15 protein-coding genes are annotated in these 15,297 nt (G+C 72.6%); 8 read left to right on the plus strand and 7 right to left on the minus strand.

Annotated features, from left to right (window positions below; translation table 11 throughout):
• Positions 1–29: 29 nt before the first annotated feature.
• The gene (locus FDO69_RS25360; RefSeq protein ID WP_234388092.1) at positions 30–482 is read right to left on the minus strand and encodes an MrpF/PhaF family protein; all 453 of its coding nucleotides are present in this window, start codon (positions 480–482) and stop codon (positions 30–32) included.
• A 696-nt stretch (positions 483–1,178) separates the two neighbouring features.
• The gene (locus tag FDO69_RS25370; protein WP_104782321.1) at positions 1,179–2,855 is read right to left on the minus strand and encodes an NAD-dependent malic enzyme; all 1,677 of its coding nucleotides are present in this window, start codon (positions 2,853–2,855) and stop codon (positions 1,179–1,181) included.
• Positions 2,856–3,106: 251 nt separating this feature from the next.
• On the opposite strand from FDO69_RS25370, the gene FDO69_RS25375 reads away from it, so the two are divergent.
• From FDO69_RS25375 to hypA, 8 genes are all read left to right on the plus strand, one after another.
• Positions 3,107–4,735 (plus strand): hypothetical protein, encoded by a 1,629-nt coding sequence (locus FDO69_RS25375; RefSeq protein WP_104782162.1) that lies wholly within the window; start codon positions 3,107–3,109, stop codon positions 4,733–4,735.
• Between the two features lies 1 nt (position 4,736).
• A complete protein-coding gene (locus FDO69_RS25380; RefSeq protein ID WP_104782163.1) occupies positions 4,737–5,825 on the plus strand; it encodes an NADH-quinone oxidoreductase subunit B family protein in 1,089 nt (362 codons plus the stop codon).
• Between the two features lie 64 nt (positions 5,826–5,889).
• Positions 5,890–7,683: a nickel-dependent hydrogenase large subunit gene (locus tag FDO69_RS25385; protein WP_104782164.1), complete on the plus strand. Its 1,794-nt coding sequence runs from the start codon at positions 5,890–5,892 to the stop codon at positions 7,681–7,683.
• Positions 7,676–8,227, plus strand: coding sequence for a NifU family protein (locus tag FDO69_RS25390; RefSeq protein WP_104782165.1), 552 nt, complete (start codon positions 7,676–7,678; stop codon positions 8,225–8,227). The genes FDO69_RS25385 and FDO69_RS25390 overlap by 8 nt, the downstream gene beginning before the upstream one ends.
• Complete coding sequence (locus FDO69_RS25395) at positions 8,224–8,820, plus strand: DUF5947 family protein (protein WP_104782166.1); 597 nt, start codon at positions 8,224–8,226, stop codon at positions 8,818–8,820. Before FDO69_RS25390 ends, FDO69_RS25395 begins: the two co-directional genes overlap by 4 nt.
• 41 nt (positions 8,821–8,861) lie before the next feature.
• The gene (locus FDO69_RS25400; protein ID WP_104782167.1) at positions 8,862–9,068 is read left to right on the plus strand and encodes a hypothetical protein; all 207 of its coding nucleotides are present in this window, start codon (positions 8,862–8,864) and stop codon (positions 9,066–9,068) included.
• Positions 9,069–9,102: 34 nt separating this feature from the next.
• A complete protein-coding gene (locus FDO69_RS25405) occupies positions 9,103–9,294 on the plus strand; it encodes a hypothetical protein (protein WP_138430170.1) in 192 nt (63 codons plus the stop codon).
• Positions 9,295–9,301: 7 nt separating this feature from the next.
• A complete protein-coding gene (gene hypA, locus FDO69_RS25410) occupies positions 9,302–9,652 on the plus strand; it encodes a hydrogenase maturation nickel metallochaperone HypA (RefSeq protein ID WP_104782168.1) in 351 nt (116 codons plus the stop codon).
• A 57-nt stretch (positions 9,653–9,709) separates the two neighbouring features.
• Here the strand turns inward: hypA and hypE are convergent, their stop codons facing one another.
• The 5 genes from hypE to hypB all read right to left on the minus strand — a co-directional run bounded on the left by hypE (position 9,710) and on the right by hypB (position 15,291).
• On the minus strand, positions 9,710–10,699 hold the full coding sequence (gene hypE, locus FDO69_RS25415; protein ID WP_234388106.1) for a hydrogenase expression/formation protein HypE: 990 nt from the start codon (positions 10,697–10,699) through the stop codon (positions 9,710–9,712).
• A 73-nt stretch (positions 10,700–10,772) separates the two neighbouring features.
• Positions 10,773–11,918, minus strand: coding sequence for a hydrogenase formation protein HypD (gene hypD, locus FDO69_RS25420; RefSeq protein WP_104782170.1), 1,146 nt, complete (start codon positions 11,916–11,918; stop codon positions 10,773–10,775).
• Positions 11,915–12,235, minus strand: a complete 321-nt coding sequence (locus FDO69_RS25425; RefSeq protein WP_104782171.1) for a HypC/HybG/HupF family hydrogenase formation chaperone — start codon at positions 12,233–12,235, stop codon at positions 11,915–11,917. Before FDO69_RS25425 ends, hypD begins: the two co-directional genes overlap by 4 nt.
• Positions 12,236–12,238: 3 nt before the next feature.
• Positions 12,239–14,551: a carbamoyltransferase HypF gene (gene hypF / locus FDO69_RS25430; RefSeq protein ID WP_104782172.1), complete on the minus strand. Its 2,313-nt coding sequence runs from the start codon at positions 14,549–14,551 to the stop codon at positions 12,239–12,241.
• Positions 14,548–15,291 (minus strand): hydrogenase nickel incorporation protein HypB, encoded by a 744-nt coding sequence (hypB, locus tag FDO69_RS25435; RefSeq protein ID WP_104782173.1) that lies wholly within the window; start codon positions 15,289–15,291, stop codon positions 14,548–14,550. Before hypB ends, hypF begins: the two co-directional genes overlap by 4 nt.
• Positions 15,292–15,297 lie beyond the last annotated feature (6 nt).

Genomic DNA, 15,297 nt, shown 5'->3' on the forward strand with positions numbered 1-15,297 from the left:
GGGGGAGTGGCTCTGCCGCCCCCCGTGCCTCACCGGTGCGGCAGGACGCCCGGCGGAAGCACCGCGTCCTTGGCCTTGTCGCCCGTGGGGAGTTGGTCGGCGTAGCCGGCCTCGGTCCACACCAGCTTCTTGAACTGCTCCGGGGTGAGCGCTCCCTGCCACGGGGCGCCGCCCGGGCAGAACACCGAGGAACAGTCGGAGCAGTAGTGCGCAGGCCGCCACAAGCGCTCGGCGCGCTGAGCGCCGGCCTCGGCCGCGGCCTTCTCCCGACCGTCGCTCCGCGCGACCACGATGGTCCCGACGAAGCAGAGCAGAGCGAACGCCGCCCCGCCGACCAGGTACAGCGGCTTGTCCTGGTGCACGCCGACGTAGGCGAAGGCGATGCCCATGCCGGTCAGCACCATGCCCTCCGCGACGTGCACGCAGCCGTCGCCGCTCGTGTCCGGCCCCGGCGCGAGCCGGCCGGACAAGTCCTCCCGCATCGCACCCTTGCCGCCGCGCGCCTGCTCAACCGTCCGGACCCGGCTACCGCCGCACCTCGGACACACCACTCCGACCGGCCCTCCGGCCCCCGCGTACTCCATGATGATCAGCTTATAGGTGCACCGAGTTCACGTTGGCGAACATCGCACACGTGGGTGTGCAGCGTCACGCCGCTCGTGCAAGGCTCTGCCGACTCCGTTCCCAACGTGACCCGTTGGAGGAATCAGCGAGAGTGTTTCCCGGCGTGCTGCGCCGGCCACGGCGGCCGGTGCCGCGGCCGTCTCTGCTTCTGACGGAACTCCGCCCGGGCGGAGGCGGTGGTGGCCCGCTGCACCCGCCACCGCCCGGCCGAGGACGGCATCGAGATCTCCCTCCCGTAGGCCGACTACCACCTGCTGGAAAGCATCCTGCGCGAACTTGCGGCCGCAGGACGTCGACCGGGCGATCGACCTCTCCGTGGTCTGACCGGCAGGGGGCCGATCGACCTCTCCACGGTCCGACCGGCAGGGGGCCGATCGACCTCTCCACGGTCCGACCGGCACGGGGCCGGTCGGACCGCGGTTCTGTGGACCTGTTCCGCCGCCGGGCACAAGGCCCGTGGGTCGTCGCCCGGCGGCTCGTCAAGCGGCCCGACGGCCGGCGTGGCCTGGGGCGCCGGCATCGACCGCAGGCCCGGAGGACCCGGCACACGGCTCCTAGTCCTCGTACCGGGGCGTCCACTGCGCCCGGGCGACGGCCTTGCGCAACTCCTCCTCCGTCGCCTGCGGGGCCACCCCGTCCTCGACGGCGGCGAGGGCCGCGGCCAGGGCGATCTCACGAGCGGACTCCCGCATCCCGGTCAGCGGCGGCAGCAGCGGCACGGGGAGGTCCTCGCCGTCCGCCGCCCGCACCGCGCACCGTGCGACGGCCCGGGCGGCGGCCACGAGCATGCGGTCCGTGACCCGGGTGACCCCGCTCGCGGTCACCGCGAGGCCCATGGCCGGGAAGACGTACACGTTGTTCGACTGCGCCACGGGCACCTCGCGCCCGTCGACCGTGAGCGGCGGGAACGGCGAACCGGTGGCGATCAGCGCCCGCCCGTCGGTCCAGCGGGTGAGGTCCGCCGGGTCGGCCTCGGAGTGCGAAGTGGGGTTGGACAGCGGGAAGACGACGGGCCGTTCGCAGGTCGACGCCATCTGCCGCACGATCTCCTCGGTGAACGCGCCGTGCGCCGTCGACAGCCCGATGAGCGCCGTCGGCTCCACGCGGCGCACCACCTCCTCCAGGCCGGTGCCGTCCCAGTCGGCCACCTCGTTGTCGTCGCGCGCGAACTCCCGCTGCTGCGGGGTCAGTTCGGAACGTGAGGACACCAGCAGCCCGTCGACGTCGAGGATCCAGAACCGGGCCGTCGCCTCGTCCTTCGGCAGCCCCTCGTCGACCATCGCCGTACGGATCATGTCGGCGACGCCGATCGCGGCCGACCCCGCACCCAGGATCACCACGCGCTGCTCGGGCAGCGGGGTGCCGGCCACGTCCGCCGCGGTGGACAGGGCGCCGAGCGTGACGGCCGCGGTGCCCTGGATGTCGTCGTTGAAGGTGAGCAGCCGGTCGCGGTAGCGGGCGAGGATCGGGTGGGCGTGGGCGGTGGCGAAGTCCTCCCACTGCAGCAGCGTCCCGGGAAGTTCCGCCTCGACCGCCGAGACGAACGCCTCGATCATCTCGTCGTACTCGGCGCCGGTCAGCCGCCGGTCGCGACGGCCCAGGTAGCGGGGATTGTCGAGCAGGGCCTCGTTGTCGGTGCCGACGTCCAGCAGGATCGGCAGCGTGCGGGCCGGGTGGATGCCGCCGATCGCCGTGTAGAGGCTCAGCTTGCCGATGGGGATGCCCATGCCGCCGACCCCCTGGTCGCCCAGGCCCAGGATGCGCTGGCCGTCGGTGACGACGATGACGTCCACGTCGTGGTCGCGGTGCGGGCGGTTGCGCAGGATGTCCCGGAAGCGGTGCCGGTCCTCCCAGGTCAGGAACAGACCGCGGGGCCGCCGGTAGATCTCGCTGAACCTCTGGCAGGCCTCGCCCACCGTCGGCGTGTAGACGACGGGCAGCAGCTCCTGCAGGTACTCCGTGACCAGACGGTAGAAGAGCACCTCGTTGGTGTCCTGGAGCTGCCGCAGGTAGATGTGCCGGTTGAGGGGTTTGTCGTAGCCGCGGAACGCCTCGTAGGCGCGGGCGACCTGCTCGTCCAGGGTCTCCACGGCGGGTGGCAGCAGTCCGTCGATGCCCAGCTCCACGCGTTCGCGCCGGCTGAAGGCGGTGCCCTTGTTGGCCAGGGGGTCGGCCAGGGTCGTGACGGCGGGGCCGGTGGTGGGGCGGGGGTGATGTGTCGGCTGGTCCATGAGGTGACGCCTTCCCGCGACGCGCCGGTGTGTGCGGGTGACGTGTGCCATCCGGACGACCACCGGCTCCGGGGGAACGTCCCCGGCCACCGACGAGTTCCGCCCTGCCGCCCGGCGGCGGCACCGCGACCACCCCGAACAGCCCAATCGCGCTGCGCCGGAGGAGGCGAACGTGGATGAGCGGTGTGACCGTGGTGGAAGGGATGCGCGTGCAGACAGGGACCGCTTGCACACAGGGACGAGGAGGCGCGATGGCGGAGGCACTGGCCGAAGGCGGCACGAAGGGCGCTGCCACGACGGTCGGCACACGCCCGTCCCCGGGCGTCTTCGAGCAGCTCAGCGCCGTCGCCGACGCCGTCCTCTACGAGGGCTACCTTCTGTACCCCTACCGCCGCTCGTCCACCAAGAACCGGGTCCGCTGGCAGTTCGGCGTGCTGTTCCCCCGGGACTGGGTGGAGGCGGACGGCCCCGTCGTCCCCGGTGTCTCCGGCTCCGCCGACTCCTGGTACCAGCAGACCGAGTGCCTGCTGCGGATCTGTCAGCCGGACAGCGCCCGCGTACGCGTGCGGGTCCGCTACCTCCAGATGCAGCGCAAGCAGGTGGAGGAGGCGGGCCGCCCCGTCGAGTCGCTGCACAGCGACGACGGCACGGTGCATCTGACCTTCGACGAAGCCCTGCCGCGCGAGTGCGAGGTGGAGGCCCCGCTCGACGAACTCCTCCAGGGCGCACGCACCGTCGAGGTGGGCGCCGCGGCGGGTGAGGACGTCGAGCCGCTGCCCGAGGGCTCCGGGCGGGTGGTGCGCAGCCGGGAGGAGATCCGGGCCGAGACCACCCTCACCGCCGAGCGGCTCTCCGAAGACCTCTGCCGGATCCGCGTACGCACCGCGAACACCGCGCCCGCACCGCGGCCGGGCATCGCGCGCGACGAGGCACTGCGCCGGGCCCTCATCGCCACCCACACCCTCGTCGGCGGCGACGGGGTGGAGTTCGTCTCGCTGATCGATCCACCGGCGGACCTGCACGCACTCGTGCGGGCGTGCCGCAACGAGTTCACCTTCCCCGTACTCGGGGGCGAGGCCGGGGACGCCGGACGCGTTCTGCTGTCCGCGCCGATCATCCTGCCCGACCACCCCCAGGTCGCCCCCGAAAGCCCGGGTGACCTGCACGACGCCGCGGAGATCGACGAGATCCTCACGTTGCGCACGATGCTGCTGACCGACGAGGAGAAGCGCGAGGCGCGAGCCACCGACCCGCGGGCGGCGGCGATCCTCGACCGTGTCGACACCATGCCGCAGGAGGTCTTCGAACGGCTGCACGGCGCCGTCCGCTCCCTGACACCGGCCGCCCCCACGGCGCCGGCCGGCCACCTGCTGACGCCCGTCACCTCTACGGCGCCGGCCGACCACCCTCTGACGCCCGTCACTCCGACGGCGTCCGCCGGTCAGCCCCTGACACCCCTCACCCCCACGGCGTCCGCCGGCCGCCCCGCCTGGTGGCAGGAGGGGGCCGACGACGGTCTGTCCCCGACCACCGACACCGTGCTCGTCGACGGCGTCCGGCTCGGCGGCGGCAGCCGGGTACGGCTGCGCCCCCGGGGACGCGGCGCCGACGCCCAGGACATGTTCCTGGCCGGGCGGACCGCCGAGGTCGCCGCCGTCTTCCACGACGTGGACGGCAGCGTGCACCTCGCCGTCACCCTCGACGACGACCCGGCCGCCGAACTGAACAACTGGTACGGCCGCTTCCACTACTTCCGGCCCGACGAGCTCGAACCCCTCGAGCCCGCCGGATCCCCGGACGAGCCGTCGGCACCGGCTCCCGCCGCAGCTCCTGCGCGGCACACGTCCGACTCCGAGACCCCCGCAGCGGAGGCCGAGTGACATGACCATCCACAGCAGCACCGAAGAAGTCAGCAAGGAACCCGAACGGTCCGAGGTCCGGCAGGGCATCGACGAGATCCACATCCTCTGGATCTCCGAGGGCATGAGCTGTGACGGCGACACCGTCTCGCTCACCGCCGCCGACCAGCCCTCCATCGAGGACCTGGTGCTCGGGCTGATCCCTGGCCTGCCGAAGGTGAACCTGATCAACAAGGTGCTCTCGCCCAGCCTGGGCGGCGAGGACTTCCTCGCGCCCTACCGGGCGGCCGTACGCGGCGAGCTGGGACCGTTCATCCTCGTCATCGAGGGCTCGATCCCCAACCAGAACATCATCGAGGGCGACGGCTACTGGACGTCCTTCGGCAACGACCCGGAGACCGGCGAGCCGCAGACCCTCAACTGGTGGATCGACCAACTGGCCCCCAAGGCCTGGGCGGTGGTCGCCGCCGGCACCTGCGCCACCTTCGGCGGCATCCACGCCATGGCCGGCAACCCGACGGGCTGCATGGGCCTCGCCGACTACCTGGGCTGGGACTACACCTCCCAGGCCGGCCTGCCCGTCGTCAACGTGCCCGGCTGCCCGATCCAGCCCGAGAACTTCATGGAGACCCTGCTCTGGGTCCTCTACCACGCGGCCGGCTCCGCGCCCCCGCCGCCGCTGGACCACATGCTGCGCCCGCAGTGGCTGTTCGGGAAGACGGTCCACGAGGGCTGCGACCGCGGCTCGTACTACGAGCAGGCCAACTTCGCCGCCGACTACAACTCACCCAAGTGCCTCGTGAAGACGGGCTGCTGGGGTCCGGTCGTCAACTGCAACGTGCCCAAGCGCGGCTGGATGGGCGGCATCGGAGGCTGCCCCAACGTCGGCGGCATCTGCATCGGCTGCACGATGCCCGGCTTCCCCGACGCGTTCATGCCGTTCATGGACGAGCCCCCGGGCAGCACCCTGTCGTCGCTGGTCATCAAGCCGTACGGGGCCGTCGTCCGCCGGCTGCGCGGCATGACCAACGAGCTGGTCAACCACGAGCCCAGATGGCGCCACAACAAGCGCAAGCTGACCAGCGGTTACGACCCCCACTGGCGCGCCTGATGAGGCATCCCCGCAGCAAGCCCACCACCCCACACACCACCGACAGCGAGGGGCAGTACCGCAGATGACCACCACCGAGGCCAGGCCCACGGACCGCAAGCCACCCCAGCTCGTGGACATGTCCTGGGATCCGATCACACGGATCATCGGGAACCTGGGCATCTACACGAAGATCGACTTCGCCAACCGGGAAGTCGTCGAATGCCACAGCACCTCGTCGCTGTTCCGCGGCTACTCGGTGTTCATGAAGGGCAAGGACCCGCGCGACGCGGGCTTCATCACGTCCCGGATCTGCGGCATCTGCGGCGACAACCACACCACCTGCTCCGACTACGCCCAGCAGATGGCCTACGGCGTCAAGCCGCCCCCGCTGGCCGAGCACATCGTCAACCTCGGCGAGGCCGCCGAGTACATGTTCGACCACACGATCTTCCAGGACAACCTGGTCTTCGTGGACTTCTGCGAGGCGATGGTCAAGGCCACCAACCCCGGTGTCCTGGCCCGCGCCGAACGCACCGAGGCCCCCCGCGGCGAGATCCACGGCTACCGGACGATCGCCGACATCATGAAGGCCTTCAACCCCTTCGAGGGCGAGGTCTACAAGGAGGCCCTGAAGGTCAGCCGGGTCACCCGCGAGATGTTCTGCCTGATGGAGGGACGGCACGTCCACCCCTCCACGCTGTACCCGGGCGGCGTCGGCACGATGCCGCAGCCCACCGTCTTCACCGACTACCTCGCGCGCCTCATGCGGGTCATCGACTTCGTGAAGAAGGCCGTCGCCATGAACGACGACGTCTTCGACTTCTTCTACGAGGCGCTGCCCGGCTACGAGGAGGTCGGCCGCCGCCGCGTCCTGCTGGGCTGCTGGGGCGCCTTCCAGAACCCCCAGACCGTCGACTACCGCTACGAGAACATGAACTCCTGGGGCAAGGACATGTACGTCACCCCGGGCATCATCGTCGACGGCGAGCTGGTCACCAACAACCTCGTCGACATCAACCTCGGCCTGCGCATCATGCTGGGCAGCTCCTACTACGAGGACTGGGTCAACGAGCAGCCGTTCGTCACCCACGACCCGCTCGGCAACCCCGTCGACATGCGCCACCCGTGGAACCAGACCACCGTCCCGGTGCCGCAGAAGCGCAACTTCGACGACAAGTACAGCTGGGTGATGAGCCCCCGCTGGTTCGACCAGCGCACCGGCGACCACCTCGCCCTCGACACCGGCGGCGGCCCCCTGGCGCGCCTGTGGTCGACGGCGCTGAGCGGCCTGGTCGACACCCCGTACGTCAAGGCCACCGGCCACAGCGTGCGCATCTCCCTGCCCAAGGGCGAGTCGCTGCCGGAGACCACCCTGGAATGGCGCATCCCGCAGTGGAGCAACACCATCGAACGCGACCGCGCCCGGCCCTACTTCATCGCCTACGCGGCCGCCATGGCCCTGCAGTTCCTCGAAGAGGCCATGGGGATGGTGCGCGCGGGCGAGACGAAGGTGTTCGAGAACTACGAGGTGCCCGACGAGGCGATCGGCTGCGGCTTCCACGAGGCGGTGCGCGGCGTCCTCTCCCACCACCTGGTGATCAAGGACAAGAAGATCGCCAACTACCACCCGTACCCGCCCACCCCGTGGAACGCCAGCCCCCGCGACATGTACGGCACCCCCGGCCCGTACGAGGACGCCGTCCAGGGCCAGCCCATCTTCGAGGAGAACGGGCCGGACGACTTCAAGGGCGTCGACATCATGCGCACGGTCCGCAGCTTCGACCCCTGTCTGCCGTGCGGTGTGCACATGTACGTCGGCAAGGGCAAGACGCTGACCACCCTGCACTCGCCGACGTACGGGGCGAACCATGGCTGAGGCCGCCGGCGCACGGCTGGCCGACCCGGACGTCGAGGCCCGGCTCGCCCGGCTCGACCAGGCGCTCGAAACTCTCGAGTCCGCCCCCGGGCCCACGACCCGCTCCGCGACCGAGGCGGTGGCCCTGCTGACCGAGGTCTACGGGGAGGCCCTGGCCCGCGTCCTGGACGCCGCGGACGAGCAACTGGCCGAGCGCCTGGCCGACGACGAGCTGCTCGGGCACCTCATGGTGCTCCACGACATCCACCCCGAGCCCGCCGAACGCCGGGCGGCCCGTGCGGTCGAACGGCTGCGGCCCGCCGTACAGGAGCGGGGCGGCGACGTGGAGTGGGCCGGGGTCGAAGGGCAGGTCGGCCGGGTCCGTCTGACGAAGGGCGGCGGCGGATGCGGGTCCGGCTGCGGCGGCGGAGGATCGGAGGTCACCGACGCGGTCCGCGCGGCGGTGCTCGCCGCGGCTCCCGAGCTGACGGCGGTGGAACCCCTGACCGAGACGGCCCCCGCCTTCGTCCCGCTGACCACGCTGACGCACCGGGGCGCACCGTGACCACCGACGGGGCACTGGCCCGCCTCATCCGCTCCTCGGCCGACCGCACGGCGGCGGCCGAGAAGGAGGTGTGCGACCTGTGCGCCGCGCCGGTCGCCGACGAGCACGCCCACCTGTACGACACCGGACAGGAGGAGGTGCGCTGCGCCTGCGGCCCCTGCTCGGTGCTGTTCGCCGACGCGGCGGCGGGGGACGGCCACTACCGTCTCGTGCCCCGGCGCCGGGTCCGGCTGCCCGAGGTCGACACGGCCGCGCTGGGCGTACCCGTCGGCCTGGTCTTCTTCGTGCCCCGGGCCGACGGCACCGTCACCGCCGAGGGCCCGAGCCCCGCGGGAGCCATGCGCTGGGAGGTGGACGCGGCGGCCTGGCGGAAAGCGTCCGGCACGTGTCCACCGCTCGCGACCGTGGAACCCGATGTGGAGGCCCTGCTGGTGAACACCGTCCACGGCCTCGACCACCACTGGATCGTGCCGATCGACGACTGCTACCGGATGGTCGCCGTCGTACGCCGGGAGTGGCGAGGTCTGTCCGGCGGCGGCCGGGTCTGGCCGGCCGTCCGGCAGTTCTTCGAGGACCTCACCGAGCGGCCATAGCCACGCACTCCGCAGGTCGGAGGCGAGGAAGGAGAGCACCCATGGGCAGCATCAGAGTGGGCCGGGCCCAGGCGAAGCCCGACACGCCCCGGCACGTCGCAGGTATGCACCAGGGCAACAAGGGACCGCGCCAGCAGCAGAAGGGGCACCACGCGGACGGCACCGCCGACGCGCGCCGCTCCACCGGAATCCACTGGAAGCGGCATGACACCCTCGCCGAGACCATGCCGAACATCTCGCCGGGATGAACACCGTGACGCGAACGAGCAGGGAGTCACCGCGATGAAACGAGTACGCAGAACCGTCATGCGCAGGCGTGGCGGGATGAGCGGGCAGCGGGTGCTGAAGACCGAGGCCGTCCTGGTGGGCGGCGCGGCCCTGGCCCTGCTGTGCTGGGAGTGGCCCAGCCTGAGGCGCGAGGCGCGGATCTGGCGGATGGCGGGCGGGTTCCGCGCCGGCCACCGCTACCCGTGAGCGGGCCGTGCACGAACTGTCGATCGCGACCGCGATCATCGAGCGGGCCGACGAGCTGGCCCGGGCGGACGGGACGGAGACCGTCTCGAAGGTGACCGTCCGGGTGGGCGAGCTGGCGGGCGTCGTCCCCGACGCCCTGGACTTCGCCTTCGAGGTGGCCCGCGACGGCACGTCCCTCGCGGGAGCACGGCTCGTCGTCGAGCAGATCCCCGCGCAGGCCTGGTGCGGCGCGTGCGCCGAGGAGTTCGCGGTGGGCATGCCCCCGTTCTTCTGGTGCCCGCGCTGCGACCAGCCCTCCAGCGACCTGCGCAGCGGCCGTGAGCTGGAGATCGCCGGGATCGAGCCGGCACCGGCCTAGCGAACGGACCGAGGGCCCCGCCGACGCGTCGGCGGGGCCCTCGGTCCGCTCCTGTGCTCAGCAGATGCGCGGCAGCTGCTCCCCGAGGGGCAGGTCGAGCACCCGTGTCCCGCCGAGCCCGGTGGCGACCACCACCATCCCGGGATGCTCGGCGACGCACTCGCCGATCAGTGTCGCCCCGGTTCCCTGCGGATGGGCCCGCATGGCCGCCAGCACCTCCTCCGCCCGCGACGGGGGCACGAACGCGACCAGCCGGCCCTCGTTGGCGACGTACAGCGGATCGAGCCCGAGGAACCCGCAGGCGTTCGCCACGGCGTCCGGCACCGGGATCGCCCGCTCCCGCAACCGGACCCCGGTCCCCGAGGCGCGGGCGATCTCGTTGAGGGACGCGCCCAGGCCGCCCCGGGTGGGGTCGCGCAGCACATGGATGTCCGGCGTGACGGCCAGCATGGCCGCCACCAGATCCCCCAGTGGTGCGGTGTCGCTGGCGACCTCCACCCCGAACTCCAGGCCCTCCCGCACGCTCATGATCGCCACGCCGTGCAGCCCGATCGGCCCGCTGACGACGACTGCGTCCCCGGGCCGGGCACGCTGGGGCCGGATGTCCACCCCGTCGGGCACGAGACCCACCCCGGCGGTGGTGACGTACACCCCGTCGCCGTGCCCGGACTCCACCACCTTGGTGTCACCCGTGACGATCGTGACCCCGGCGGCCTCGGCGGCCGACCCCATCGAGCGCGCGATCCGCTCGACGACCGTCAGCTCCACACCCTCCTCCAGGACGAAGGCGGCGGAGAGACAGGCGGGCCGCGCACCGCTCATCGCGAGGTCGTTGACGGTGCCGTTGACCGCGAGGTCGCCGAGGCAGCCGCCGGGGAAGAACAGCGGCCGGACCACGTAGGAGTCGGTGGAGAAGGCAAGCCGCGCGCCGCCCAGTTCGAGGACCGCGGAGTCGGCCAGAGCGGACAGGGTGGCGTTGCCGTAGGCAGGGGTGAAGATCTGCTCCATCAGCTCCGCCGACAGCGCACCGCCGCCGCCGTGCCCCATGACCACGACCCCCTGGTCACGCAGCGGGGCGGGGCAGGTCCAGTTGGCCGGGTCGACCACCTCGGTGACGTGCTCAGGCAACGGGAGTCACCTCCTGCTGCGGAGCGGCTCCGGCGGCCTGCGGGGCCGGGGCGGTCATGCGGCGGTAGAGGTAGTAGGCCGCGCAGGCGCCCTCGCTGGAGACCATGGTGGCGCCGAGCGGGGTGCGCGGGGTGCAGGTGGTGCCGAACGCGGCGCACTCGGTCGGCTTGATCAGGCCCTGGAGCACCTCGCCGGCCCGGCACTCGGCGGGTTCCTCGGTACGGATCCCACTGACGTCGAAGCGGTGCTCCGCGTCGTAATCACGGAAGGCGTCGGTCAGCCGCCAGCCGCTGGCCGGGATCCGCCCGATGCCGCGCCAGTTCCGGTCGGTGACCTCGAACACCTCCTCGATCATGCGCACGGCGGCCGGGTTGCCGTCCTCGCGCACCGCGCGCGGGTAGGCGTTCTCCACCCGGTGCTCGCCGCGCTCCAGCTGGCGTACCGCTCGGCGGATGCCCTCCAGGATGTCCAGCGGCTCGAAGCCGGTCACCACCATGGGTACCTTGAACCGCTCGGCCAGCTGCGGGTACTCGGCCATCCCCATCACGCTGCACACGTGCCCGGCGGCGAGGAAGCCCTGCACCCGGCACTCCGGTGCCGTCATGATCGCCTCGACGGCCGGGGGCACCCGCACATGCGACACCAGCAGGCTGAAGTTGGCCAGGCCCAGCCGGCGCGCCTGGTGCACGGCCATCGCGTTGGCCGGGGCGGTGGTCTCGAAGCCGATCGCGAAGAACACCACCTCACGGTCGGGGTTGGTGCGGGCCAGCTCCAGGGCGTCGAGCGGCGAGTACACCACGCGCACGTCGCCGCCCTCGCCCTTGACCCGGAACAGGTCGCGGTCGGTGCCCGGCACCCGCAGCATGTCGCCGAAGGAGCAGAAGATCACCCCGGGCCGCGCGGCGATCTCCAGTGCCTTGTCGATGACCTCCAGCGGCGTGACACAGACCGGGCAGCCGGGCCCGTGGATCAACTCGACCTGCTCGGGCAGCAGTTGGTCGATGCCGTGCCGGATGATCGAGTGGGTCTGGCCGCCGCACACCTCCATCAGGGCCCAGGGCCGGGTGGCGGTGGCGCGGATCTCGTCCAGCAGGCGCCGGGCCAGCTGGGGGTCGTTGAACTCGTCGATGTACTTCACCGGGCCTCACTCCCGCTGTCCTGGGGCTCCGTCACCGCGGCGGCGCCCGCCTCCTTGGCCGCCTGCTCCCAGGCGTCCCCGAACTCCTCCTCCAGCAGCCCCAGTTCCTCGAACAGCTTCAGGGAGGCCAGGGCCGACTCCTCGTCCAGACGCTGGAGCGCGAAACCGACGTGCACGATGACGTACTCACCGACCTTCACGTCGGACACGTACTCCAGGCACGCCTGTTTCTGCACGCCGCCGAAGTCGACCAGCCCGGTGAGCGGGTCGGCACTGTCGTCGATGGACACGACCTTTCCGGGCACTGCCAAACACATGGGTCACTCCTCTTGTCGTAGGTGCGCCGCGACCACCAGCTGGCCGAGGGCCAGCCCGCCGTCGTTCGGCGGGACTTCGCCGTGGCGGAGCACCGCGAAGCCGTCCTCGGACAGCAGTCGCGCGCACTCCTCCTCCAGCAGCGCGTTGGCGAACACCCCGCCGCTGAGCGCGACGGTGGCCAGGCCGGTGTCCTGACGCGCCCGCCGGCAGATCCCCGCCACCGCGCGCGCCACGGCCCGGTGGAAACGGGCCGCGAGCACGGCGGCCGGGGTGCCGCGCCGCAGATCGGCGATCAGCCCGCCGAGCACGGGCGCCGGGTCGAGACCCCCGGCGAAGGCGTACGCCGCCGCTTCCGCGTCCCACGCCGAAGCGGCGGCGGCCTCCAGCTCCAGCGCGGCCTGCGCCTCGTACCCCGCGCGGTGACACACGCCCACCAGCGACGACACGGCGTCGAAGAGGCGGCCCATGCTGGAGGTCGGCACACAGGCCAGACCGCCGGGCAACTGCCTCTGGAGCACGGCCAGTTCCTGAGGTGCGCAGGCGGTCACGCACGGCAGGTCCGCGTCCCACGGCAGTCCCGCCGCCCACAGCCGGGCCAGGGCCAGACGGCACGGGTTCGCGACGCCGGCGTCACCGCCGGGCAGCGGGGCGGGGGAGAGGCGGGCGTAGCGGCGGAAGCCGGTGTAGTCGGCGAGCAGGATCTCGCCGCCCCAGACGGTGCCGTCGTCGCCGTAGCCGGTGCCGTCGAAGGCGACGCCGATCACGGGGCTGGTGCCGTCCAGGCCGTGCCCGGCCATGGCGGAGGCGATGTGTGCGTGGTGGTGCTGGACCGGCACGGGGGCGTGCCCGGCCAGCCGGGCGGCCCACCGTGTGGAGTGGTACCCGGGGTGCCGGTCGGCGGCGACCAGCTCGGGGCTCACGCCGGTGAGGGCCCGCAGGTGCGCGTCCGCCCGCCGGGCCGCCTCCAGGGTGGTCAGGTCGCCCATGTCGCCGATGTGCGGGCCGAACCAGGCCTGGTCGCCCGCACCGAGGCACAGGGCGTTCTTCAGGTCACCCCCCACGGCGAGAGCGGGCCGCACGGGCACCGGCAGCCGCAGCGGCCGGGGCACGTACCCGCGGGAGCGGCGCAGCACCTGCTCGGTGCCGTCGGGGCGTACGCGCAGCAGGGAGTCGTCGCAGGGGGAGGCGATGGGCCGGTCGTGGGCGAGCCAGGCGTCGGCCAGCCCGGCGAGCCGGGTCAGTGCCTCGTCGTCGTCCGTGACGATCGGCTCTCCGGAGCGGTTGCCGCTGGTCATGACCAGCACGCGTGGGCCGGGCGGATCACCGAGCAGGCCGAACAGCAGGGTGTGCACGGGCGTGTAGGGCAGCATCACGCCGAGGTGCGGGCTGCCGGGGCAGACGCCGGGTGCGAGACCGTTGGCCTCCGGGCGCCGGCGCAGCAGGACGATGGGGCGGCGAGGGCCGGTCAGCGCGGCCAGCTCGGAGGGGGAGAGTGCGGCGAGGCGCCGTACCTCGTCGAGGTCCGCGCACATCACCGCGAACGGCTTGCCGCCGCGTGCCTTGCGGGTGCGCAGGGCGTCGACGGCGCGTGCGTCGCCGGCGTCGCAGGCCAGGTGGTAGCCGCCGAGCCCCTTGACGGCGACGATCCGCCCCGCCGCCAGCAGCGCGCGTGCCGATGCCAGGGCCCCGGCGTCCCGGGCCGGGCGGACCCCGCTCCCGGGGGCGGGCACCAGGCGCAGCCGGGGACCGCAGTCGGGGCAGGCCACGGGCTGGGCGTGGAAGCGGCGGTCGAGCGGATCGCCGTACTCGCGGGCGCACGCGGCGCACATCGGGAAGCCGGCCATGGTCGTGACCGCCCGGTCGTACGGCATGCCGGTGGCGATGGTGAAGCGGGGGCCGCAGTGGGTGCAGGTGACGAACGGGTGCCGGTGCCGGCGGTCGGCCGGATCGCCCAGCTCCCGCAGGCAGTCCCGGCAGGTCGCCGTGTCGGGCGGGAGGAGGGTGCTGCCGGGGGAGCGGTCGGTGGAGCGGATGTCGAAGGTGCCGTCGGCGCCCGTCGCGGGCAGGTCCTCGAACCCCACGCCCGTGACGGTGGCGAGCGGCGGAGGCTCCTTCGCCAGCCGGTCGCAGAAGTCGGCGACACCCTCCGGCGGGCCCTCCACCTCGATCAGGACGCCGCTCGCCGTGTTGCTCACGAAGCCCGCCAGCGCGAGCTCGGAGGCGAGGCGGTGCACGAACGGGCGGAAACCCACGCCCTGCACGGTGCCGCGCACGGTGACGCGACGGCGTACCGCCCGGGTGACGGGCGCTGTCACGAGACGAGGCCGGCTTCGGTGCCCTCGTGGGTGTGGGTGTGGGTGTGCGGGCGGGGCGCCAGGGGCGGCCGGTGGACAGGGCCCCCGTCCCGGACGGCGAGCACCCGCTCCAGCAGGGTGTCGACGCCGGCGCCGGTGCGGGCGCAGGACCGCACCACCTCCACCCCCGGGTTGACCCGCCGGACGTTCTCCTCGAAGGCGCCCTCGTCGAACCCGGCCGGCCCGGACAGGTCGGTCTTCGTCAGCACCACCAGCTGGGCGGACCCGAAGGCGGTGGGGTACTTCAGGGGCTTGTCCTCGCCCTCCGTCACCGCCATGAGCACGATCCGCAGACTCTCGCCGAGGTCGTAGGACGCGGGGCAGACGAGGTTGCCGACGTTCTCCACGAACAGCAGCGAGGCCCCCTCGGGCAGCCAGCTCTCGACGTGGCCGCGCAGTTGCCGCGCCTCCAGATGGCACAGCCCGTCCGTCAGGAGCTGCTTCACCGGGGCTCCCGAGCGGGCCAGCCGGTCGGCGTCGTTCTCGGTCGCCAGGTCGGCGGTGAGCGCGGCCACCGGAAGGCCCCGCTCCACCGCTCTGGCCAGCACCCGGCCGAGCAGCTCCGTCTTGCCGCTGCCCGGGCTGGACAGCAGGTTGACCACGCTCACTCCGCGCCGGGCCAGCTCCTCACGCAGGCCCGCGGCCAGAGAGTCGTTCTTCGCCAGGACGGCCTGGGTGACCTCGTCCACGGAATCGCACATGGGCGC

The sequence above is a fragment of the Streptomyces tibetensis genome, from assembly GCF_007655005.1.
Lineage (GTDB): Bacteria > Actinomycetota > Actinomycetes > Streptomycetales > Streptomycetaceae > Streptomyces > Streptomyces tibetensis.